The 20,864-nt window shown below is 61.4% G+C and carries 18 protein-coding genes; 7 read left to right on the top strand and 11 right to left on the bottom strand.

The genetic code is table 11. The features are described from left to right. Positions 1-151: 151 nt before the first annotated feature. The 8 genes from CAG25_RS18195 to CAG25_RS18160 form a co-directional block, all read right to left on the bottom strand. Complete coding sequence (locus tag CAG25_RS18195) at positions 152-1,159, bottom strand: septal ring lytic transglycosylase RlpA family protein (protein ID WP_085612550.1); 1,008 nt, start codon at positions 1,157-1,159, stop codon at positions 152-154. Further along, on the bottom strand, positions 1,159-2,169 hold the full coding sequence (mltB, locus tag CAG25_RS18190) for a lytic murein transglycosylase B (RefSeq protein ID WP_007958658.1): 1,011 nt from the start codon (positions 2,167-2,169) through the stop codon (positions 1,159-1,161). The genes CAG25_RS18195 and mltB overlap by 1 nt, the downstream gene beginning before the upstream one ends. 17 nt (positions 2,170-2,186) lie before the next feature. Further along, positions 2,187-3,290, bottom strand: a complete 1,104-nt coding sequence (gene rodA, locus CAG25_RS18185; protein WP_050761190.1) for a rod shape-determining protein RodA — start codon at positions 3,288-3,290, stop codon at positions 2,187-2,189. A gap of 31 nt (positions 3,291-3,321) precedes the next feature. After that, positions 3,322-5,217 (bottom strand): penicillin-binding protein 2, encoded by a 1,896-nt coding sequence (mrdA, locus tag CAG25_RS18180; protein ID WP_039771860.1) that lies wholly within the window; start codon positions 5,215-5,217, stop codon positions 3,322-3,324. 9 nt (positions 5,218-5,226) lie between these two features. Further along, positions 5,227-5,694 (bottom strand): 23S rRNA (pseudouridine(1915)-N(3))-methyltransferase RlmH, encoded by a 468-nt coding sequence (gene rlmH / locus CAG25_RS18175; RefSeq protein WP_009051038.1) that lies wholly within the window; start codon positions 5,692-5,694, stop codon positions 5,227-5,229. 9 nt (positions 5,695-5,703) lie between these two features. After that, on the bottom strand, positions 5,704-6,198 hold the full coding sequence (gene rsfS, locus CAG25_RS18170; RefSeq protein ID WP_064382180.1) for a ribosome silencing factor: 495 nt from the start codon (positions 6,196-6,198) through the stop codon (positions 5,704-5,706). Positions 6,199-6,270: 72 nt separating this feature from the next. Beyond that, positions 6,271-6,993, bottom strand: a complete 723-nt coding sequence (gene nadD / locus CAG25_RS18165; protein ID WP_085612549.1) for a nicotinate-nucleotide adenylyltransferase — start codon at positions 6,991-6,993, stop codon at positions 6,271-6,273. Beyond that, positions 6,962-8,233 carry a glutamate-5-semialdehyde dehydrogenase gene (locus CAG25_RS18160; protein ID WP_085612548.1) on the bottom strand — a complete coding sequence of 424 codons (1,272 nt, stop codon included), beginning with the start codon at positions 8,231-8,233 and terminating at the stop codon, positions 6,962-6,964. Before CAG25_RS18160 ends, nadD begins: the two co-directional genes overlap by 32 nt. A gap of 177 nt (positions 8,234-8,410) precedes the next feature. Here CAG25_RS18160 and CAG25_RS18155 point away from each other — a divergent pair, with 177 nt between their 5' ends. From CAG25_RS18155 to CAG25_RS18140, 4 genes are all read left to right on the top strand, one after another. Continuing rightward, on the top strand, positions 8,411-9,106 hold the full coding sequence (locus tag CAG25_RS18155) for a DNA-3-methyladenine glycosylase (protein ID WP_085612655.1): 696 nt from the start codon (positions 8,411-8,413) through the stop codon (positions 9,104-9,106). Positions 9,107-9,160: 54 nt separating this feature from the next. After that, positions 9,161-10,477 carry a bifunctional DedA family/phosphatase PAP2 family protein gene (locus tag CAG25_RS18150; protein WP_085612547.1) on the top strand — a complete coding sequence of 439 codons (1,317 nt, stop codon included), beginning with the start codon at positions 9,161-9,163 and terminating at the stop codon, positions 10,475-10,477. Positions 10,478-10,625: 148 nt separating this feature from the next. Then, entirely contained in the window at positions 10,626-14,072 is a 3,447-nt protein-coding gene (locus tag CAG25_RS18145) for a calcium-binding protein (RefSeq protein ID WP_256575391.1), read from the top strand. Positions 14,073-14,319: 247 nt separating this feature from the next. Next, the gene (locus tag CAG25_RS18140; protein WP_256575390.1) at positions 14,320-15,783 is read left to right on the top strand and encodes a hypothetical protein; all 1,464 of its coding nucleotides are present in this window, start codon (positions 14,320-14,322) and stop codon (positions 15,781-15,783) included. Between the two features lie 11 nt (positions 15,784-15,794). Here CAG25_RS18140 and CAG25_RS18135 read toward each other — a convergent pair whose 3' ends face one another. Genes CAG25_RS18135 through CAG25_RS18125 form a run of 3 tightly spaced genes read right to left on the bottom strand, consistent with a single transcriptional unit; the run spans position 15,795 to position 17,474 of the window. Next, entirely contained in the window at positions 15,795-16,385 is a 591-nt protein-coding gene (locus tag CAG25_RS18135; protein ID WP_064599681.1) for an LON peptidase substrate-binding domain-containing protein, read from the bottom strand. Between the two features lie 10 nt (positions 16,386-16,395). Continuing rightward, entirely contained in the window at positions 16,396-17,112 is a 717-nt protein-coding gene (locus CAG25_RS18130) for an LrgB family protein (protein WP_007958637.1), read from the bottom strand. After that, the gene (locus tag CAG25_RS18125; protein ID WP_085612544.1) at positions 17,112-17,474 is read right to left on the bottom strand and encodes a CidA/LrgA family protein; all 363 of its coding nucleotides are present in this window, start codon (positions 17,472-17,474) and stop codon (positions 17,112-17,114) included. Before CAG25_RS18125 ends, CAG25_RS18130 begins: the two co-directional genes overlap by 1 nt. A gap of 193 nt (positions 17,475-17,667) precedes the next feature. On the opposite strand from CAG25_RS18125, the gene CAG25_RS18120 reads away from it, so the two are divergent. From CAG25_RS18120 to CAG25_RS18110, 3 genes are all read left to right on the top strand, one after another. Then, entirely contained in the window at positions 17,668-18,123 is a 456-nt protein-coding gene (locus CAG25_RS18120; protein WP_064599685.1) for a MaoC family dehydratase, read from the top strand. A gap of 110 nt (positions 18,124-18,233) precedes the next feature. After that, positions 18,234-19,961, top strand: a complete 1,728-nt coding sequence (locus tag CAG25_RS18115; RefSeq protein ID WP_085612543.1) for a C13 family peptidase — start codon at positions 18,234-18,236, stop codon at positions 19,959-19,961. Positions 19,962-19,988: 27 nt separating this feature from the next. Continuing rightward, complete coding sequence (locus CAG25_RS18110; RefSeq protein WP_085612542.1) at positions 19,989-20,630, top strand: oxidoreductase; 642 nt, start codon at positions 19,989-19,991, stop codon at positions 20,628-20,630. Positions 20,631-20,864 lie beyond the last annotated feature (234 nt).

Below are 20,864 nucleotides of genomic sequence, written 5' to 3'. Positions count from 1 at the left end.
ATCGCCGCTCGGCGAGCTTTCGAGCAAACCCTACGAGCATCGCGTGTTCAGTTGCTCACTCCAGTCACCCTTGCCGGGCTTTTGTTCTTCGACGAGCCAACAACCTGGTTCACCCCCCAATCGCTGGTGAACCGTCAATCAAGTCCTACGTTTACTCGGTGACCACACTTGGCGAACCGAGGTTGGCCAGGCGCACGCTGTTCTGTACCTGGGCAATTTCACCCGGCGAACCGATCGGCCCCAGGCGAACCCGGTGCAGGGTCTGCTGATTGCGCACGATCGAGCTGATGAACACCGGAGCGCTCACCATCCCGCTGAGCTTCGACCTCAGGAGTTCTGCAGCGTCCGGGTTGGCGAACGCGCCCACCTGCAGATACTGGCCAGACGCTGGTGCAGAAGCGTTTTTTTTTGCATCGAGCTGGACTGGCACGACGGCCGCGGCGTGCTGCTGCGGCGGCGGAGTCCATTGCTCGACGGTGCCGGCCGAGGCCGTGATCACCGGGGCGCTATTCTGCGCGACTTGCGGCTCGTTGAGCATCAAAGGCGCCGGACGGCCCTTGGCGGCCCACCATTGCTGCGGGTCGATGCCTTCGACCTTGACCCGCGCGGTGCCGATTTCGGCATAACCGAGTTTTTTCGCGGCGGCGTAGGACAGGTCGATGATCCGGTCCGAGTAGAACGGCCCGCGGTCATTGACCCGCAGAATCACGCTCTTGTTGTTGTCCAGGTTGGTCACCCGAACGTAACTCGGCAGCGGTAATGTCTTGTGGGCGGCACTCATGCCGTACAGGTCGTAGACCTCCCCGTTGGCGGTGTTCTGACCGTGGAACTTGGTGCCGTACCAGGACGCAGTGCCGGAGGCCACGTAAGTCTTGGATTCCTGCAACGGGAAGTAGGTCTTGCCCAGCACGGTGTACGGGTTGGCCTTGTACGGGCCGGTGTGCAGGGTCGGCGTGGCGTCCGGGATGCGCGATACGTCGACGTCCCACCACGGCGCGCCGTCCTTGTGGGCCCGGTTGATGTCCAGGCCCGGCTGCGAACGTACGGCGGTGGTCGGCTTCTGGGTCGGCGAACGACTGGTCGAACAACTGGCGACCAGTACCGCCAATGCAGCAAAGGCCACCAGCTTCAGGGGTTTATTGATAGGCAATGCCCGCATTACTTGACGCCCCGTGCTTGTACCAGCTGTTCAGACAGTTGATGTACGGCCATGGCGTACATCACGCTGCGGTTATAACGCGTGATCGCGTAGAAATTCTTCAGGCCCATCCAGTATTCCGGGCCGTTGTCGCCTTCCAGGCGGAATGCGGTGACCGGCATGTCATCGCGCAGCGCATCATGACTCGACCAGCCCAGCGCTCGCAACTCCCCGACGGTTTTCGTCGGCTCGATGCCGGTGGTAAGGCCTTCATCCACCTGCTCGCCACGGACATCCGCGCGGCTCACCACCGGCTCGCCGGCGACCCATCCGTGACGCTTGAAATAGCTGGCGACGCTGCCGATCGCATCATCCGGGTTGTTCCAGATATTGATGTGGCCGTCGCCATCGAAATCCACCGCGTAGGCGCGGAAACTGCTCGGCATGAACTGCGGCAGCCCCATCGCCCCGGCATAGGAACCCTTGAGGGTCAGCGGGTCGACCTGCTCTTCCCGCGCCAGCAGCAGGAACTCACGCAGCTCCTTGCGGAAAAATTCGGCACGGGGAGGATAGTCGAAACCCAGCGTGGACAAGGCATCGATCACCCGGTAATTGCCGGTATTACGTCCGAAAAAGGTCTCAACGCCGATGATCGACACGATCACCTGGGCTGGAACACCGTATTCCTGCTCGGCGCGGGCCAGGGTGGCCTCGTGCTGGCGCCAGAAGTCCACACCGCGGGCGATGCGCGCGTCGGTGATGAACATCGGCCGGTATTCTTTCCACTGCTTGACCCGTTCGGCGGGTTTGGAAATGGCGTCGAGAATCGCCTGCTTGCGCTGGGCTTCGCGGAACACGGCCATCAGCTGTTCGCCGGCAAAACCGTAGTCGCGGGTCATTTCACCGACGAATTCGGCCACCTGGGGCGAGCCTTCGTAATCGCCGGCCAACGCTTCCTGCGCGCTGCCAAGGATGCCTACCAGGCCGAGCCACGGTGCGTATCGTGTCGCCCAGTCACGCATTACTTGCATTGAACTCTTCACCTTATTCAAACCTGTGCGATCCACTTGCGATGGGTATGGATCGACATCAAAACCCCAAACGCTGACAGCAGCGTCACCAGCGAAGTTCCGCCATAGCTAATGAACGGCAACGGCACCCCCACCACCGGCAACAGGCCACTGACCATACCGATGTTGACGAAAACGTAAACAAAAAACGTCATGGTCAGAGCACCGGCGAGCAATTTGCCGAACAGCGTCTGCGCCTGAGCGGTAATCACCAGGCCGCGGCCGATCAGCAGCAGATAGATCAGCAACAGTGCGCAGATGCCCACCAGCCCGAACTCTTCGCCGAGCACCGCGATGATGAAGTCGGTGTGGCTTTCCGGCAGGAAGTCCAGGTGCGACTGGGTGCCCAGCAGCCAGCCCTTGCCGAATACGCCGCCGGAACCGATGGCGGCTTTCGACTGAATGATGTTCCAGCCGGTGCCCAGCGGATCGCTCTCCGGGTCGAGGAACGTCAGAATCCGTTGCTTCTGGTAGTCGTGCATGATGAAGAACCACATCGCCACCGACACCGGAATCGCCGCCGCCAGCACGCTGAGAATCCAACGCCAGCGCAAACCGCCCATGAACAGTACGAAGGCACCACCGGCCAGAATCAGCAGCGAAGTGCCCAGATCCGGCTGACGCACGATCAGGGCAAACGGCACGCCGATCAGCAGCAGACTGATGCCCACGTGCTTGAGCTGCGGCGGCAGCGTGCGCTTGGACAGGTACCAGGCGATGGTCGCCGGCATCAGGATCTTCATGAATTCCGAGGGCTGGAAGCGGATCACCCCGGGAATGTTGATCCAGCGGGTCGCGCCCATGGCGTTGTGGCCCATGATGTCCACCACCATCAGCAATACCACCCCGATCACGTAGCCGAGCGGCACCCAGCGCGCCATGAACCTTGGCTCGAACTGGGCGATGACAATCATCGACACCAGACCGATGCCGAACGACGTGGCCTGTTTGGCCAGCAGGTCCCAGCTCTTGCCGCTGGCCGAATACAGCACGAACAGGCTGCCGGCGGCCAGGATCAACAACAGCACCAGCAACGGGCCGTCGATATGCAAACGTTGCAGCAGCGTCGCCCGGCGACGCATCACATCCTCGCTGGAGAGCATGCGATCGAAATTATTCATCACGGGCCGTAGCCTCCGCACTGATAGGGCTGGCGTATTCGGCCTTCAACCGTCCGTCCTGATCCAGCAGCCAGGCATCCATGACCTGGCGCACCACCGGTGCCGCGACGCCGGAACCGGACTCACCGTTCTCGACCATCACCGACACCACGATTTTCGGGTCATCCGCCGGCGCGAAACCGACGAACAGGGCGTGGTCACGGTGGCGCTCCTGAACCTTGGAGCGGTCGTACTTCTCGCCTTGCTTGATCGCCACGACCTGTGCCGTACCCGACTTGCCGGCGATCCGGTATTGCGCGCCGATCGAGGCCTTGCGCGCGGTGCCACGGGCACCGTGCATCACCTGCTGCATGCCGTGGTTGACCTTGTTCCAGTCCGAAGGATCGCGAAGGATGATGTCCGGCATCGGATTTTCATCCTTGGGCTTCTCGCCTTCGATAGTCCTGGCCAGGTGCGGGCGATTCCACACGCCCTTGTTGGCCACCAGCGCCGTGGCCTGGGCCAGTTGCAGCGGGGTCGATTGCATGTAGCCCTGGCCGATCCCGAGAATCAGGGTTTCGCCGGGGAACCACGCCTGACGCCGGGTCGCGCGTTTCCACTCGCGGGACGGCATCAGGCCGGGGGACTCTTCGAACATGTCCAGCGAGACTTTCTGCCCGATGCCGAACTTGTTCATATAGGCCGACAACCGATCGATGCCCAGCTTGTGCGCCAGATCATAGAAGTAGGTGTCGTTGGACCGCATGATCGCCGTGTCGAGGTCGACGAAGCCGTCCCCGGTGCGGTTCCAGTTGCGGTACTTGTGATCGTAGTTGGGCAGCATGTAGTAACCGGGGTCGAACACCCGGCTCGACGCCGTCACCACACCCGCATCGAGACCGGCAATCGCCACCGCCGGCTTGATCGTCGAGCCCGGCGGGTACAGACCGCGCAGCACGCGGTTGAACAGCGGCCGGTCGATCGAATCGCGCAGCTCGGCGTAAGCCTTGAAGCTGATGCCGGTGACGAACAGGTTCGGGTCGAAGCTCGGCTGACTGACCATCGCCAGCACTTCGCCGGTTTTCGGATCGAGCGCCACCACCGCGCCACGCCGGCCGCCCAGCGCAGCCTCGGCGGCTTCCTGCAATTTGATGTCGAGGCTCAGGACAATGTCCTTGCCCGGCACCGGATCGGTCCGCTTGAGCACGCGCAGGACGCGGCCACGGGCGTTGGTCTCGACCTCTTCGTAACCCACCTGACCGTGCAGCTCGGCTTCGTAAAAGCGCTCGATGCCGGTCTTGCCGATGTGGTGGGTGCCGCTGTAGTTGACCGGATCGAGGGTCTTCAGCTCTTTCTCGTTGATTCGCCCCATGTAACCCACCGAGTGCGCGAAATGCGCGCCCTGCGGGTAATGACGCACCAACTGCGCGACCACCTCGACACCCGGCAGACGGAACTGGTTCACCGCGATCCGGGCGATCTGCTCTTCGGTCAGTTCGAACAGGATCGGCACCGGCTCGAACGGCCGGCGGCCCTGGCGCATGCGTTTCTCGAAGATCACCCGGTCTTCCGGCGTCAGCTCCAGCACCTCGACGATCACGTCGAGCACCTGCTGCCAGTCGCCGGAGCGCTCGCGGGTCATGCTCAGGCTGAAGCTCGGACGGTTGTCCGCCACCACCACGCCGTTGCGGTCGAAAATCAGGCCACGGGTCGGCGGGATCGGCTGAACGTGAACCCGATTGTTTTCCGACAGGGTCGAGTGATATTCGTACTGAATCACCTGCAGGTAATACAGGCGCGCGATCAGCACGCAAATCAGTGCCACCACCGCAATCGCGCCGAACACGACGCGACCACGCACCAGACGGGCGTCTTTTTCGTGGTCCTTGATGCGGATCGGCTGAGACATGAGGGCGGGTTACTTGTGGTAAGGGTGGCCGGACAGCACGGTCCAGGCACGATACAACTGCTCGCCGATGAGGATGCGCACCAGCGGGTGCGGCAGCGTCAGCGGCGACAACGACCAGCGCTGATCCGCGCGGGCACAGACTTCCGGCGCCAACCCTTCCGGGCCACCGACCATGAAGTTGACCGTGCGCGAGTCCAGGCGCCAGCGATCGAGTTCGACCGCCAGTTGCTCGGTGCTCCACGGCTTGCCATGAACCTCGAGGGTGACGATCCGCTCGTTCTGCCCGACCTTGGCCAGCATGGCTTCGCCTTCCTGACGGATAAAGCGGGCCACGTCGGCGTTCTTGCCACGGGTATTGAGCGGAATTTCCACCAGTTCCAGCGCCAGCTCGGACGGAAGACGCTTGGCATACTCATGCCAGCCTTCTTCCACCCACTTGGGCATGCGTGAACCGACGGCGATCAGTCGCAGTCGCACAGCAATCCCTTACAGCTGGTCTTTGTTGAGCTTGGTGAAATGCTCGTGGGTGTTTTCCGGGCTGTGGTGCTTGGCGTCCGCCGCACGGCTCTGCTCGGCACCGGCCCACAGGCGTTCCAGGTCGTAGAACTGACGTGCCGAGGCAGTCATCATGTGCACGATCACCAGGTCCAGGTCCAGCAGCACCCAGTCGCTGTCGCCCTTGCCTTCTTCGCCCAGCGGCCTGGCGCCCTGCTTTTTCACTTCTTCGCGAACCTTGTCCAGCATCGCGTTGATCTGGCGGTTGGAGGTACCGGTGGCGATGATCATGTAGTCGGTGATGCTCTGCTTGTCGCGCACATCAATGATCTGGATGTCCTGGGCCTTGACGTCTTCCAGGGCTGCCACGGCCACCTTGACCAGCTCGTCGCCCTTCAGCGGTTCGTTGGTGTTGACCGGTTCTGGCAGCGGGGCGCTCTTGAATGTGCCTTTGCGCTTTACTTTGGTTTGGTCTTTGTCAGTCATATAAAACTCGTTTTGCTCATATTTTCGGCGGCTTGGCGACACGTGGATTCGTATCAGTGAAGCACGCCTTGTTCAGTTCGACGCACGATACAGACCGTGCGCATCGATGTAGGCCAGGACCGCGTCGGGCACCAGGAAACGTACCGACTTACCGCTGGCCAGCAGTTGACGGATCTGGGTGGCGGAAACCGCGAGCGGTGTCTGCCAGACGAATGCAATCTGTCCGCTCGGCCCTTTGAGGGCCAACGGGTCGCTCACCGAACGCGCTGCCAGCAGGTTGCGCAAGGCATCCGGCGGTTCGCTGTCGGCGTCCGGGCGCTGTAGCACCAGGATGTGGCAATGCTGGAGCAACTCATCCCAGCGGTGCCAAGTGGGCAGGCCGCAAAATGCGTCCCAGCCCAGAAGCAGAAAAACCTGGGTCTCGGCGGCCATTTCGGCACGCAGCGACTCCAGGGTATCGATGGTCCAGGACGGTTTGTCCCGCTGCAACTCACGGGCGTCCACCACCAGCGGCGGCACACCGGCCACCGCACATTCAACCATCGCCAGCCGGTCCTGCGCCGACACCTGCGGCGTATCACGGTGCGGCGGCCGGGCGCTGGGCATCATGCGCAGCTCATCGAGCCCCAGCGCTTCGGCAACTTCCAGCGCACCGCGCAAATGGCCGACATGCACCGGGTCGAACGTCCCGCCCAGTACGCCGATGCGCCGGGGACGGGACTTCTTGCCGGGTTTCGGCGCTTTCAGGTCGAGGTCGGACAAGTCAGACCGTCGCCTGGCCGCGCAACTGGCCATCACCGACCACGATGTACTTCTCGCAGGTCAGTCCTTCCAGGCCCACCGGGCCACGGGCGTGCAGCTTATCAGTAGAAATGCCGATCTCGGCACCCAATCCGTATTCGAATCCGTCGGCGAAGCAGGTCGGGGTGTTGATCATCACCGACGCCGAGTCGACCTGAGCCACGAACTGGCGGGTGTCGGCGAGGTTTTCGCTGACGATCGCGTCGGTGTGATGGGAGCCGAAACGGTTGATGTGCTCGATGGCCTGATCCAGGCCATCCACCACGCGGATCGACAGAATCGGCGCCAGGTACTCGGTGCTCCAGTCTTCCTCGGTTGCCGCTACGGCCTCGATGATCGCCCGGGTGCGTTCGCAACCGCGCAGTTCGACGCCTTTTTCGCGGAACTGCTTCGCCATCGACGGCAGGAAATCCTTCGCAACACTTTGATCGACCAACAACGTTTCCATCGCACCGCAGATGCCATAGCGATAGGTCTTGGCGTTGAAGGCGATGCGCTGGGCTTTCGGCAGGTCGGCGTGTTCGCTGACATAGACGTGGCATATGCCGTCCAGGTGCTTGATCACCGGCACTCGGGCGTCACGGCTGATGCGCTCGATCAGGCCACGGCCACCGCGCGGTACGATCACGTCGACGTATTCGGGCATGGTGATCAGCGCGCCAACGGCGGCGCGGTCGGTGGTTTCCACCACTTGCACCACGGCGGCCGGCAGTTCGGCTTCGGCCAGACCGCGCTGGATGCAGGCGGCAATCGCGCGGTTGGAATGAATCGCTTCGGAACCGCCGCGCAGGATCGTCGCGTTGCCGGACTTCAGGCACAGGCTCGCGGCATCGATGGTCACGTTGGGACGGGATTCGTAGATGATCCCGATCACGCCCAGCGGGACACGCATCTTGCCGACCTGAATGCCCGACGGACGGAAGCTCATGTCGCGGATTGCACCGACCGGATCCGGCAGCGCTGCGACCTGACGCAGGCCGACGATCATGCCGTCGATGCGTGCCGGGGTCAGTTCCAGACGTTCCAGCAGTGCCGGCTCCAGACCGTTGGCGCGACCGGCGGCCAGATCCTGTTCATTGGCTGCCGCAAGCTCGGCGCGGGCGGCGTCCAGAGCATTGGCGGCGGCCAGCAGGGCGCGGTTTTTCTGCGCGGTGCTGGCACGGCCGATGACGCGGGAGGCTTCGCGGGCGGCGCGACCCAATCGGGTCATGTAGTCAAGAACGGACTCAGTCATGGTCTGCTGGGGTCTTGGCAAAGAGGAAAGCGGCAGATTATAGCTGCCGCGTCCCGGGACTAACAGCGGTGACGGGCGGATGGTCGAAATGGACGGCGATTTGCCGACGTTCAGCCGGGATTAAGCCGCGAATTGTTATCATCACGACCTCCTTCGCCTGGATAACCAGTGTTTGCCATGTCCAACCTGACCGTTCGCGCCCCCTCCGCGCGCCAGCCCGTCGGCCTCGCGGACGCTTTTTTCGACCGTGACGCCCAGACGCTGGCCAAGGATCTGCTCGGCAAAGTCATTCGCCATCGGGTCGGCGATTTATGGCTCAGCGCCCGGATCATCGAAACCGAAGCGTATTACTGCGAAGAAAAAGGCAGCCACGCGTCCCTCGGCTACACAGAAAAGCGTAAGGCTTTGTTTCTGGATGGCGGCCACATCTATATGTATTACGCCCGGGGCGGCGATTCGCTGAACTTCAGCGCGCAGGGCCCTGGCAATGCGGTGCTGATCAAATCGGCCTATCCGTGGGTCGACGAGATCAGCGGCCCGGCCAGCCTGGCGCAGATGCTGCTGAACAACCCCGATGCTAAGGGCCGCCCGCGTCCCACGCAGAAGCTCTGCGCCGGCCAGACCTTGTTGTGCAAGGCGCTGGGACTGAAAGTGCCGGTGTGGGATGCCAAGCGCTTCGACCACGAAATTCTGCTGGTGGAAGACACCGGCCCTGCGCCAATTCATGTGATTCAGACCACCCGCCTGGGCATTCCCCATGGCCGCGACGAACACCTGATGTATCGCTTCGTCGATGCCGCCTATGCCCAGTGGTGCACGCGGAACCCGCTGCGCCGGGGTCAGGTCGAAGGTCGCGATTATTTTCTGCTGTGAATGCACACCCTGCGGCTCGCCGTTCAGGGACATCAATGAAATGGAGTGGTTTGTATGGGCCCATGGCTCGATAGCGTGACCGGGTGGCTGGCCGCCAATCCGCAGTGGCTGGCCGCCGCTGTGTTCATCGTGGCCTGCGTGGAATGCCTGGCGATTGCCGGGTTGATCGTGCCCGGCACGGTATTGCTGTTTGCGGTGGCGGTGCTGGCCGGCAGCGGAGCGCTGTCGTTGAGTGAAACCCTGTTGCTGGGTTTCCTTGGCGGGATCCTCGGTGATGTGATTTCGTATTTCCTCGGCCGCCACTTCCACCAGAACATCCGGCGTCTGCCAGGCCTGCGCCATCACCCGGAATGGATGGCCGGCGCGGAAACCTATTTCCAGCGCTATGGCATTGCCAGCCTGCTGGTCGGACGCTTCATCGGGCCGTTGCGGCCGATGTTGCCGATGGTCGCCGGGATGTGCGACATGCCCTTCCCGCGCTTTGCGGCCGTAAGTCTGTTGGCCGCCGCCGGCTGGAGCCTCGCGTACCTGCTGCCGGGCTGGGCCACCGGAGCGGCGATTCGGCTGCCACTGCCGGAAGGCTTCTGGCTGCAGGCCGGGATCGTTGCCGGCAGCATCGCGGTGATGGTCGGCCTGAGTGCCAACAGCAGCTTGCGTCGTCATCGCCGGGCGACGCTCTGGATCAGCAGCATGAGCCTGTTGATCCTGATCGGCCTGTTCATCGGCTACCCGTACCTGACCGCCCTCGATCAGGGCGTCATGACCCTGGTGCAGGAACACCGCCGCCCGGCGCTGGATGAAGTCGCGGTGGTTTTCACCCTGATCGGTGAATTCCGCAACATGCTGCTGTTCAGCGCCCTGCTGACTGCGTTGCTGTTGCTGTGCCGACAGTGGCGCCACGCGATATTCGTGGGCGGCACCCTGCTCGTCACGGCCCTGGCCAACACCGGCACCAAAATGTTCTTCGCCCGGGTGCGCCCGGAAGTACTGACTGATCCGCTTACCAGCTACAGCATGCCCAGTGGTCACGCTTCGGGGTCGTTCGCGCTGTTCCTGGCGCTCGCCGTGCTGGCCGGACGCGGGCAGCCGCCACGGCTACGCCTCACCTGGCTGTTGCTCGGCTGCATACCGGCGCTGGCCATTGCCCTGTCACGGGTGTATCTGGGCGCGCACTGGCCAACGGATGTCCTGGCCGGCGCCATGCTCGCCGCCTGTGTCTGCGCAGCGGGCCTGTGGCTCAGTCAACGCCATGCACCTCTGGGTGCAATGCAGCAGAAAGTCTGGTGGCTGGTATTGCCGGCCCTGGTCGCTCTGTTTGGCTTCTTCGTATTGCGACACTTGCCACACACCTTGTTGCGATATGCCTACTAGGCCCGCGCTCAACGCCTACCGGCGCATGCCCGGGCGGTGAGCGCCGGCAAACATTTGGCAAAGCAAAAGCTCATGAACAAGTCCGTGCCTCATGCCACATTCCGGCAGCGGCACCACAAACGGACTTGTGAAAAGAGCAATGACTTTGATGAATCAACCGATCCACCCTCCCCGGGCTGACCGACCGTCAGCGCCAATCAAAATATCCGACCTGACCACCCAACCGGATCACCCCATCCAGTACAGCCCCCCGCCCTCGGGCCAAAAGCCGGGGCTCGCAGACCTGGACGACCTGTTCGGCCCGTTGCGTATCGGTGAATTCAGTGTCAGTCGCCAGACGCTTCAGGCCTTGGGCGTCCGAATCGATGGGCAAACCCTATCGGCGGCCAATACCTACTTTGCCGACCCTGACCAGGCATTCATCGATGCGCTGGAATTCGACACCGTTCAAATGGAACAACGGATGAGAGCCGTACCCTCGCCCGAAAACCTGCAGATCCCTCCCCTGCTGTACGAAATCGTCACCCAACGCTCCCCCGATGCGGCACCGCTCATGCGCGAGATGCCCACCGGCGAGTTCGCTGATGCCATGAACAAGATCAACCATTTACTGAACGCCACCCAACGCCTCGACATTCGTCGAGACCCGCTGCCCGAGCACCTGCCGAACTGGGTCGACAAGGCCAAAAGCCGCGGAATGACCAGCATGGGTGTCGGCATGCAGGCGTATGGACTCTACAGCGCTTACATCGGTGCTATCGATGCCCTCAAGAAGGGCGACACAGGTGAAGCGCTGATCAATGTTGGTGGAGGCGTCGCGGAAATCACCTCTCTGGGCGTCGAGTACGCCCTGAGCAAGAGCGGGGAACAAATGATCCGCCAGGGATCCATGGCCTTCGAACAATTCGGCAGGACTTCCATGGGCAAGTGGCTATGCCGCGGGGCCGGGTTGATCGCCAGCGTGCTGACACTACCTTTCGATATCTATATCGCGATCAAGTCCTTCAACGATGCCGCCAAGGTTCAGGGCAAGGAAGCTCAGGATCTGTACGTGACGGGTGGACTGAGCGTGTTCAGCGGCGCATTGTCCCTGGCACTTGGCTGCGCGGCATTGACAGGGTTCCAGGCAGCGGGTCCGCTGGGCATTGCCGCCGCCGCGATAATGATTGTCGGGGCAAGAATCTATGGTGCCGTGCGAGCCGTCGACGACATCGACGATTACATCGAGCTGACGGTGAACGAGCGCTGGCGGGCCGGCTGGTTTGCGTTCACCGGACAGGATCAGGACAAGGCGCTCATGGATCGCTACCTGATCGCCAAGACCACCGCCGACTACACCAAAGCCCTGAAAACCCGCAGCCTTCACTGGCTGGCCAATGAATTCAGGGAAACCGTCGACGTCATTGTCAACGGTCGATTCGAGGTGACACTGCAACCCACCCGCCTCTATCGTTACCAATGGGACGAAGACAAGGGCGAAACGCCTTACACCATCGAAAACCTGCCCCTCACCAAAGACACGGACGACTCGTATGACACGCGAGACGGTTTACCGGATTCGGATTCCGTCGTCTCCATAACGAAAAGCGACCCTGCCAAAGGGGTTTTCTGGAATCTGGGCGGTGGCCATGACACGGTGCAGGGTGCCAAGGACAAGCCAAACTTCTTCAGCTACACCACAGGCCGCAAAACCCTGAGCGGTGGCGACAGAAACGACTCCTTTGTGTTTCAGACAGCGTCAGAAGCACTCTCCTACGATCCGATCAGGGTCAGCGAGCTGTCGGGGGGCGACGGAATCGATCTGTTGTGGCTTCAAGGCACGCACAAACACCTCGACCATGTTCCAGACCCACCCCGCCACCTCGGTTATGACATCGATCTGAAACGTGGAAGGCTGGCGTTGCGCCCCGCGAGCCCGGGACTTGAACCGGTACTGCATTCGACGCTCAAGTCCATCGAAAAGGTCGAAACACTTGCCGGCGCAACCAATCGGGTCACCGGCTCCGATCAGGCGGACATCATTGCGGCCAATGGCAACGATCACGTCGATGCCGGTGCCGGGGACGATCAGATATCCGTACGTGGTCTGAATGCCACAGTCGATGGCGGTCGCGGCAGTGATACCTATTATCTCGACCCGATGTGCCACAAGATCTCCATCACCGAAGACGGTCTGGAGCCGAGCAAGGTCTATCTGGGCGTATCGCTTGAAGCCATCCAGCGCTGGTTCGTCCGGGAGAACGCGCTGGTGATCGAGTCACTTCGAGACGATGACCTCCGGTCGCCCAGGCGCGAACTGATACTGGAGAACGCTTACCAGACCATCGATGGCAAGCGCATCCTGCATCACGACAAATGGGCGTTCATTACCCAGGACGGTTTTCACTTGCAGCCGGATTGGCCCACCGAGATTCCGGAGTCCGGCGATCTGCCCGTCAGCGTCACAATCCCCACATCAGGCGTACCCAAGGCGTCTCCGGTGCAGATCAACGATCATCCGCACGTACTTTCGGCTCAAGCACACTCCCACTATTTCGTTTCCCGCCAGATCCGTCGCGCCGCCCTGTTCGCCCCGAAAGATGGCCTTCCTTCGCACAGCACCGTGTACGTCGATTTCGACAGCCAGGAAATTTCCAGCGTCAATGCCACTTATGTCGTGAGCATCACGGAGACTGAGGCGTTCACATTCCTCGATTACGACAATGTCTATTTCACCCTGACCTTCGCTCCGGGAGCCCGGCTCTCGCTACATGGAAACGTGATCGGGAGCCGGGACCGAAAGAGCGACATGGGCGCCGGCAACATGGCCGCCGGATGGGCAATGAATCATCCCTTGACCCTGGTGATGCGAGATGGCGTTTCTTACCATCTGGACTGCCCTCGGAACACCTATCTGGAGGATGCAAGGAACCCGGGCTACCGGGTCATTGAAAGTCGTGCCTCATTACGCGAGCGGGCAGGTCGATACCTGTTCGTCAGACCGTCTGTCAGCAAGCGCACCCTGAAGAACACGCCGCAACGGGTCGATTTTCTGGCCACCGAGCACAACGCAACCTACTGGCTGGAAGGAAGATCGGCAAGCTATGAGCTTTTTCCTGCCAGCAATCTCTCAATCCGCCTGTCCACCGCCGACGCTGAGGCCAGACTTTCCGGCTCCTCCACGTGGCTCATTCATACGCATCTTCTGCCCGAAAAAATCACCCGGCGCGACCTCAGCATCAAGAACGACCTGATCAGGATCGGCAGCGTTCACGTCCACCTGCCGGACAGCAATGATCCACTACTGCCACTGGAAACCATCGAGGTGGCGATCTCATCGGGGAACCGTTACCGGATCAATGCCCTGTTCGAGGTGATCGGCCTCTGCGCTGCCGATGCTCGGGCCTACTCGACAATTGATGCACTTGTTCAGGACGCAAAGGATCACCAGCATCGCGACGAGCTTGAACGCAGTGACTTGCAGGTCCTGAACCTGCGCTTGCACGATGCCGCTCCCGGCAGGATTTTTTACAACGTCGCCACCAACATCTGGAGACTCGAGAGCGAGCCGTCCCGGGTGATATCGATCGAACAACTGTCCATCGTCAAGGAATGACGCCATGCGCCCCAAAGCCCCCTCAACGCCGACACCGTCCAGGATCGACACGTCTGCCAACCCATCGATACAACCTCCCCGGCTTCGGCCACAGGGTCAGGCCCCACACTCACATGATTCAATTTCCGATCCGGTCATATCAGGCAATCAAAACCCGGGCCATCACCTGCCACCCGCAGCGATACCCGGCCCTTCGAGAATCGAAGTCTCGGATTTGCCTGAGCTGCCCCGGGAATCGACACCCGTATTGAGCCACTACCTGTTGAGCCCCGCCTTGCTGCGCAACATGCAGCCGGCCAATGAAGAAGGCTTGCGTTATGTCGTCGGACGCAAGTTCGTTGATGTGAAAGACAGCGGCACTGTGTATGTGGAGTTCGATCCGAACCTGAATGCCTATCGGGCGATGGATCTGTACAAAAAGCTCGCACCGGGACCTGTGCTCTACAGAAACATCGACGAATCAACCTGGAGCCCTGCTCGCCAGACCGATATAGGCAATCCACTCAAACGGCCGAATGCAGATAACCGTGCCGCAGAAGCGGCGGTGCCCACCAGACAGCCTCGAATCACGTCGATGCCCGCACAATTGAAGGCGGCAACGTCCGAATTGCTGGATACACATTTCGCACTGCTGCATCCGCAGATGAATCACGGCGAACGGGTCATGGAATTGCGCTCGTACAACCTGTCGCCTCTCCAGCACGTCCGACTGCGCGACGACCTCATCGCCCATCCGTCAGCGCTTCCGGAATGGGTCGCACAGCACAAGAGCCGGTCACTGAACGCGGACGACCCTGCACGCTACGACGCACTGCATCAGGAAATAGAGCCCCTGCTCCTGCCACTGAGAAACGGCAAGTTACTGCTCAGTCATCTGGGCGATCATGAAGATTTCAGCGAAAGCGTCAGCCGCGAATTCCTCGACGGATTCCTCGCAAAGCTGGGGTACCTGCGTAATGGCAGCGGCTGCCTGTACCGGACCGACATCCCCGGCCTGTTCAGGGCCGATGAGCGCACACCGTTCGAGCTGTACAACGATCGCCGGATGCTGCCACGCATGCACCACAAACGGGGCGCAACGAGCGAAAAGCCGATCAGCGCTACGGTCGGCCTGGAACTGGTTCACGAGTACGCGGGCCACGGCAGGGCCGAGCCGGATCCGGAATACCTGCGTTACAACAATCAGAAGAACCAATACCCCGGGAAAAAACCCGGTGAGTCCGACAATGACTCCGGAAAGTCCGACAACGAATGGTCCGAGACCTCCGATGTCGAGCTGGACTCCGAGCGAAACTACGAAACGATCCGACACGACCAAAGCTTCATCTTCGAATACATCATCGATACTCGGAACATGGAAGTGGTTTTGCGTGAAGAGAACATCTTGTTGAATGGGAGCGCCAGAGATCGCGGCGCGTGGTTCCCGGAAGACGAAAACGAAGCCTTGATTTCCGCCTCAAGAAGGGGCATTCCCTCGGAACGCATCTGGTTGCTCGACTCCACTCGCACCCGTGCGGCAAAGGTCGACGATATCGCCGAGCTGACGCCCTATTACGATCGAAGCCGTATAGAGGACGCAACGCACAACGGCGACCGCAACCAGTCTGTCTATGACACGTTGATCGACGATGCGGCGGCAGCAGGCAACCCCATTGTGTATCTGGACAAGGGCAAGAAGTGGTTCGCCAACGATATCGTCTGGCCTGAGTGACCGAGGCGGTCCTAGGCGAACAGTTCACCCTGCAACTCGTCGAGCAACGCCTGGATCGCATCCAGGCGTTGCTGCGGATCGTCGAGTTGCAACAGGTCGATCTTGTCTTCCTCGGCAAACGGCAGCAGGTAGGCCAACTGGTTCGCCAGCGCCTGCTGCCCCGCCGCTTCGATGCCCATGTTCAGCGCTTCGACCATCGGATGCTCGGCCAGGGCCTTGAGCAGCGCCACCAGATCAGCGTCTTCGTCCTGCAGAGGCTGCTCGGGCTCTTCATCCAGCCACTCGACCTCCGCGACGATCAGCTGATCGCGCTGCACCTCGGTGCGCAGAACATGAAAGCGCCGCCCGCCCTGCACACGAATCCCCAGCAGGCCGTTGTCCTGTTGCTGGAAATCGGTGATCCGCGCTTCGCACCCGACCATCGCAAATCCTTCGGGCGCCACTCCGACTTCGTGGCCTTCGAGGATGCATACCACGCCAAAGCCGCCGCCCTGTTTCATGCAGCGGCCGATCATGTCCAGATAGCGCGCCTCGAAGATCTGCAGATCCAGATTGCAGCCGGGAAACAGCACCGTGTTCAGCGGAAAAAGCGGCAGACTCATAGACATTTCCTTACACCACCATCGACACCGCCAACGGCAGGAACACCGCCGTGGCCACGCCCATCAGACTCATCGCCAGCGCCGCGAAGGCGCCGCACTCATCGCTTTCCTGCAACGCCACCGACGTGCCGACCGCATGCGCCGTCATGCCCAGCGCCATGCCACGCGCCTCGGGGCTGTGCACGCCGAGGCGGGTCAGCAGCGCCGGGCCGAAGATCGCGCCGATGACTCCGGTGATCAACACGAATACCGCCGCCAGTGCCGCGACACCGCCGATCTGCTCGGCCACCAGCATGGCAATCGGCGAGGTCACCGACTTGGGCGCCATGGTCATCAGAATCATGTGATCGGCCCCGAACCACCAGCCCAGTGCCACGCCCATCCCCGTGGCGACCACGCCGCCTATCACCAGCGTAGTAAAAATCGGCCAGAACAATTGGCGGATGCGCCGCAGATTCAAATACAGCGGCACGGCCAGCGCAACGGTCGCCGGACCCAGCAGAATACTGAGGATCTCGGTGCTCTTGCGGTACTCGGCGTAAGTCAGGCCGCAGCCGACCAGCACGCCGATCACCAACAGCATCGAGACCAGCACCGGTTGCAGGAAGATCCAGCGGGTTTTCTCGAACGCCGCCAGCACCAGTTGATAAGCCCCCAGGGTGATCCCGATGCCAAAGAGTGGGTGGTGAATCACCGAAGCCCAGGCACCTTGCCAGTCGAACAGCATCAGGATTCCTCCGAAGGCGGCGCGTGACGCTTGACCAGCCGTTGCATCAGCACGCCGGCGAAGGCCATCGACAGAATCAGCGAGACCACCAGCGCACCGACGATGGCCCAGAAATCCGCGGCAATCGCCGTGGCGTAGACCATCACACCCACCGCCGGCGGCACCAGCAGCAATGGCAGATAACGCAAAAGGCTGCCGGCGGCGAGGTTCAGCGGTTCGCCGACTTCACCGCGCACGATCAGAAATACCAGTAACAGCAAAAGGCCGATGATCGGCCCCGGCAGCACCGGCAACAGCAAATGATTGAGGGCCGTGCCGAGCAATTGAAACAGCACCAGCATGGTCAGGCCACGTAGCAACATCGGACATCTCCGTCTTACTTTCCAACCCGCAAGTCGTCGGCATTATAAGCACGCCTGCGCTATGGATCGGCATTCGCCAAAAGCATGGTCGGTTGACCTGAGCAAATCGCCATGATGATCTACAGTGGTTCGCAGGGCGGTCAAATCCCCCACCTGAAAAACTATAAAACCGATGAACCCAAGGAGAGTCTCAATGCCCTATGTTCCAGTTGCAGAGCTCAAAGATTATGTCGGCAAGGAACTCGGACGTTCCGAATGGCTCACCATCGATCAGGAGCGCATCAACCTGTTCGCCGAAGCCACCGGGGATTATCAGTTCATCCACGTCGATCCGGTCAAAGCCGCGCAAACGCCATTTGGCAGCACCATCGCCCACGGATTCCTGTCGCTGTCGCTGATCCCCAAACTGATGGAAGACATTCTGGTTCTGCCGCAAGGCGTGAAGATGGTGGTCAACTACGGCCTGGACAGCGTGCGCTTCATCCAGCCGGTCAAGGTCGACTCCAAAGTCCGGCTCAAGGTCGATCTGGGTGAAGTGACCGAGAAAAAACCTGGCCAGTGGCTGCTCAAGGCCACCGCCACCCTGGAGATCGAAGGCTCGGACAAACCGGCCTACATCGCCGAACCACTGTCGCTCTGCTTCGTTTAAGCGCCTGGATGCGAAGCGGCTCACGCTGTTTCGCATCCGCTCCTCCCTGCCGGCTGTATAAGGTCACATAGCTGCGGCATACTCGGTCGCCTAATTGCCCGGATCCCGCTATGCGCTCATTCGCCCCTCTTGCTCCCCTTGCCTTGACCCTGTTGCTGGCCGCGTGTGGCGACGGCGAATCGTTGTTGCCGCCGGATGCGCGCCTGCCCGACGGCGGCCGCTATCGCGGTGAACTGGTCGATGGCTTGCTGCAAGGCCAGGGCCGGGTCGACTACCCCAACGGCAGCTGGTACGCCGGGGCGTTCGACAAGGGGCAATGGCATGGTCAGGGCGAATGGCACGGCAGCAATGGCGAAGTCTATCGCGGCAACTTCCAGCAAGGGCTGTTCGACGGCCAGGGCACGTTGACCACCGCCGCCGGCAGCTACACAGGCGGTTTCAAGCTGGGCCGACGCGACGGCGAAGGCACCCTCAAGGAAAACGCGATGACCTATCGCGGCGAATTCAAGGCCGACCAGTACTCCGGGCTCGGTCGCCTGGAGCTGGACGACGGCAGCTCCTATCAGGGCCAGTTCGCCCACGGCAAACCCAATGGCGAAGGCCAGCGCGGCGATGCCAGCGGCAATCAGTTCACCGGCCATTTCGTCAACGGCCAGCTCGAAGGCAACGGCACCTTCAACAGCGCAGATGGCGATATCTACGTCGGTGGTTTCAAGAACAATCAACTGCACGGCAAGGGCCGCTACGAGAACGCCGATGGCGACGTCTGGCTCGGGCAGTTCAAGGAAGGCGCGCTGACCGGCAAGGGTGAATTGATCGGCGCCGACGGCAGCCATTACATCGGTTATTTCAATGACTGGCGCTTCAGCGGTCAGGGCCGCCTGAACCTGTCCGATGGCAGTTTCTACGTCGGCGGATTCGACAGCGACAGTTATTCCGGACGCGGCACCCTGGTGCTCACCGATGGCAGCGTGCTCAGCGGCACCTGGATCAACGGCCAGCGGGTGCGCGATGCCGACGGCAAATTGCTGCCGGACACCCTCGAACTCGGCCTGTTGGCCCAGGGTCGTCTGCTCGACGAGGCGCTGGCCAACGTACCGGCCTCAACCCCGGCCGTTGAGCTGTACACCCTGACCCTCGGCGGCGACGGCAAACAGAGCGTGTTCCTGCGCGAATCCGATTACGTCGCGAACATGCTCACCAGCCGTTTCGGTGCCTTTGGCCAGATTCGCCTGGTCAACCACCGCGACCACCTCGGCGACCGGCCGATGGCCACCCGCGAAAATCTGCGGCGCGCCGCTCAAACCCTGGCCGAACGCAGCGGCCCGGAAGATCTGGTCTTCATCTATCTGACCAGCCATGGCACCGCCGAGCACGAGCTGGTGCTCGATCAGCCGCGAATGGAACTGGCCGACCTGCCCGCCGACGAACTCGCCGCCGTGCTCGCACCGCTGAAGAACCGCGACAAGATCATCGTCATCTCCTCGTGCTATTCCGGCGGTTTCATACCGGCGCTGAAGGACGAACGCACGCTGATCATGACCGCCTCACGCGCCGACCGCGTGTCGTTCGGTTGCTCCGAGGAGGCCAACTTCACCTACTTCGGCGATGCCCTGTTTGCCCAGGCACTGAACCAGACCGACGACCTGGAGCAAGCCTTCAAACTGGCCAAGGCTACCGTTGCCGAGCGCGAACTGGCGGACAATTTCGAAGCCTCTGAACCGCAGATCTGGGCGCCGAAAACCGTGCTGGCGCACTGGCAACTACTGCGTAAACAACAAGCGAGAAAAGCATTGCAAAGTGCTGCGTTGAACGACGGAGCGACAAAGAGCAACTAAGCTGAACAGTATCAAGGGAGAGACACTATGTACTTGACGCCTCAGCATGTCCTGCTTGCCGGAGCCACCGGTCTGACCGGTGAACATCTGCTCGACCGTCTGCTCAACGAGCCGACGATCAGCCGTGTCCTGGCCCCCTCACGCCGGCCACTGGCCGAACATCCGCATCTGGAAAACCCGGTCGGCGACCCACAGACCTTCCTGCCGCAGTTGGCGGGTCGCGTCGACATCGCCTATTGCTGCCTGGGTACCACCATCAAGCAGGCCGGCTCCGAAGAAGCGTTCCGCGCCGTGGATCTGGACATGGTCGTAGCCTTCGCCAAGCGCGCCCGGGAAATGGGCGCACGGCACCTGATTGTGATCAGTGCCCTGGGCGCCGATCGCCGATCCTCGATTTTCTACAACCGGGTCAAAGGCGAGATGGAATACGCCTTGCGTGCGCAAAACTGGCCGCAACTCACCATTTGCCGGCCGTCGCTGTTGCTCGGCGAACGCAGCGAGCCCCGCCTGGGCGAACAGCTGGCCGCACCACTCTCAAAACTGATTCCCGGCAAATACCGTGGCATCGAGGCCTGCCAACTGGCCCGGGCCATGTGGCGTCTGGCACTTGAAGAGCAGGATGGCGTGCGAATTGTCGAGTCGGATGAATTGAGAAAACTCGGCAAATAAGCTCACAGCGGTTCAACGCAGATCCGCACAAACATTTGCAATGAATGTCCGAGGATATTGCGTTGAACCACCCGACAACTGAAATGAACCGACTCGAATCAACCATCGTGTCGTAACTATCTACCACTCGCCCCTTTCCTTTCATGGATAACGTGCCCTCCCCGGCATGCCTGCGTCTGCCATCCTGTTATCGGATGGCAGCCTGAACGCCAGATAATCAATGAACGGATTCCT

The sequence above is a fragment of the Pseudomonas sp. B16(2017) genome (assembly GCF_002113205.1).
GTDB lineage: Bacteria > Pseudomonadota > Gammaproteobacteria > Pseudomonadales > Pseudomonadaceae > Aquipseudomonas > Aquipseudomonas pharyngis.
This window is presented reverse-complemented; position numbering and strand designations above follow the sequence as displayed.

Bases quoted from the DNA above. Each gene is read 5' to 3' on its own strand.
- CAG25_RS18195 (WP_085612550.1), bottom strand. From the start codon at position 1,159: ATGCGGGCATTGCCTATCAATAAACCCCTGAAGCTGGTGGCCTTTGCT.
- mltB (WP_007958658.1), bottom strand. From the start codon at position 2,169: ATGCAAGTAATGCGTGACTGGGCGACACGATACGCACCGTGGCTCGGC.
- rodA (WP_050761190.1), bottom strand. From the start codon at position 3,290: ATGCGTCGCCGGGCGACGCTGCTGCAACGTTTGCATATCGACGGCCCG.
- mrdA (WP_039771860.1), bottom strand. From the start codon at position 5,217: ATGTCTCAGCCGATCCGCATCAAGGACCACGAAAAAGACGCCCGTCTG.
- rsfS (WP_064382180.1), bottom strand. From the start codon at position 6,198: ATGACTGACAAAGACCAAACCAAAGTAAAGCGCAAAGGCACATTCAAG.
- nadD (WP_085612549.1), bottom strand. From the start codon at position 6,993: ATGGCCAGTTGCGCGGCCAGGCGACGGTCTGACTTGTCCGACCTCGAC.
- CAG25_RS18160 (WP_085612548.1), bottom strand. From the start codon at position 8,233: ATGACTGAGTCCGTTCTTGACTACATGACCCGATTGGGTCGCGCCGCC.
- CAG25_RS18155 (WP_085612655.1), top strand. From the start codon at position 8,411: ATGTCCAACCTGACCGTTCGCGCCCCCTCCGCGCGCCAGCCCGTCGGC.
- CAG25_RS18150 (WP_085612547.1), top strand. From the start codon at position 9,161: ATGGGCCCATGGCTCGATAGCGTGACCGGGTGGCTGGCCGCCAATCCG.
- CAG25_RS18145 (WP_256575391.1), top strand. From the start codon at position 10,626: ATGAATCAACCGATCCACCCTCCCCGGGCTGACCGACCGTCAGCGCCA.
- CAG25_RS18135 (WP_064599681.1), bottom strand. From the start codon at position 16,385: ATGAGTCTGCCGCTTTTTCCGCTGAACACGGTGCTGTTTCCCGGCTGC.
- CAG25_RS18130 (WP_007958637.1), bottom strand. From the start codon at position 17,112: ATGCTGTTCGACTGGCAAGGTGCCTGGGCTTCGGTGATTCACCACCCA.
- CAG25_RS18125 (WP_085612544.1), bottom strand. From the start codon at position 17,474: ATGTTGCTACGTGGCCTGACCATGCTGGTGCTGTTTCAATTGCTCGGC.
- CAG25_RS18120 (WP_064599685.1), top strand. From the start codon at position 17,668: ATGCCCTATGTTCCAGTTGCAGAGCTCAAAGATTATGTCGGCAAGGAA.
- CAG25_RS18115 (WP_085612543.1), top strand. From the start codon at position 18,234: ATGCGCTCATTCGCCCCTCTTGCTCCCCTTGCCTTGACCCTGTTGCTG.
- CAG25_RS18110 (WP_085612542.1), top strand. From the start codon at position 19,989: ATGTACTTGACGCCTCAGCATGTCCTGCTTGCCGGAGCCACCGGTCTG.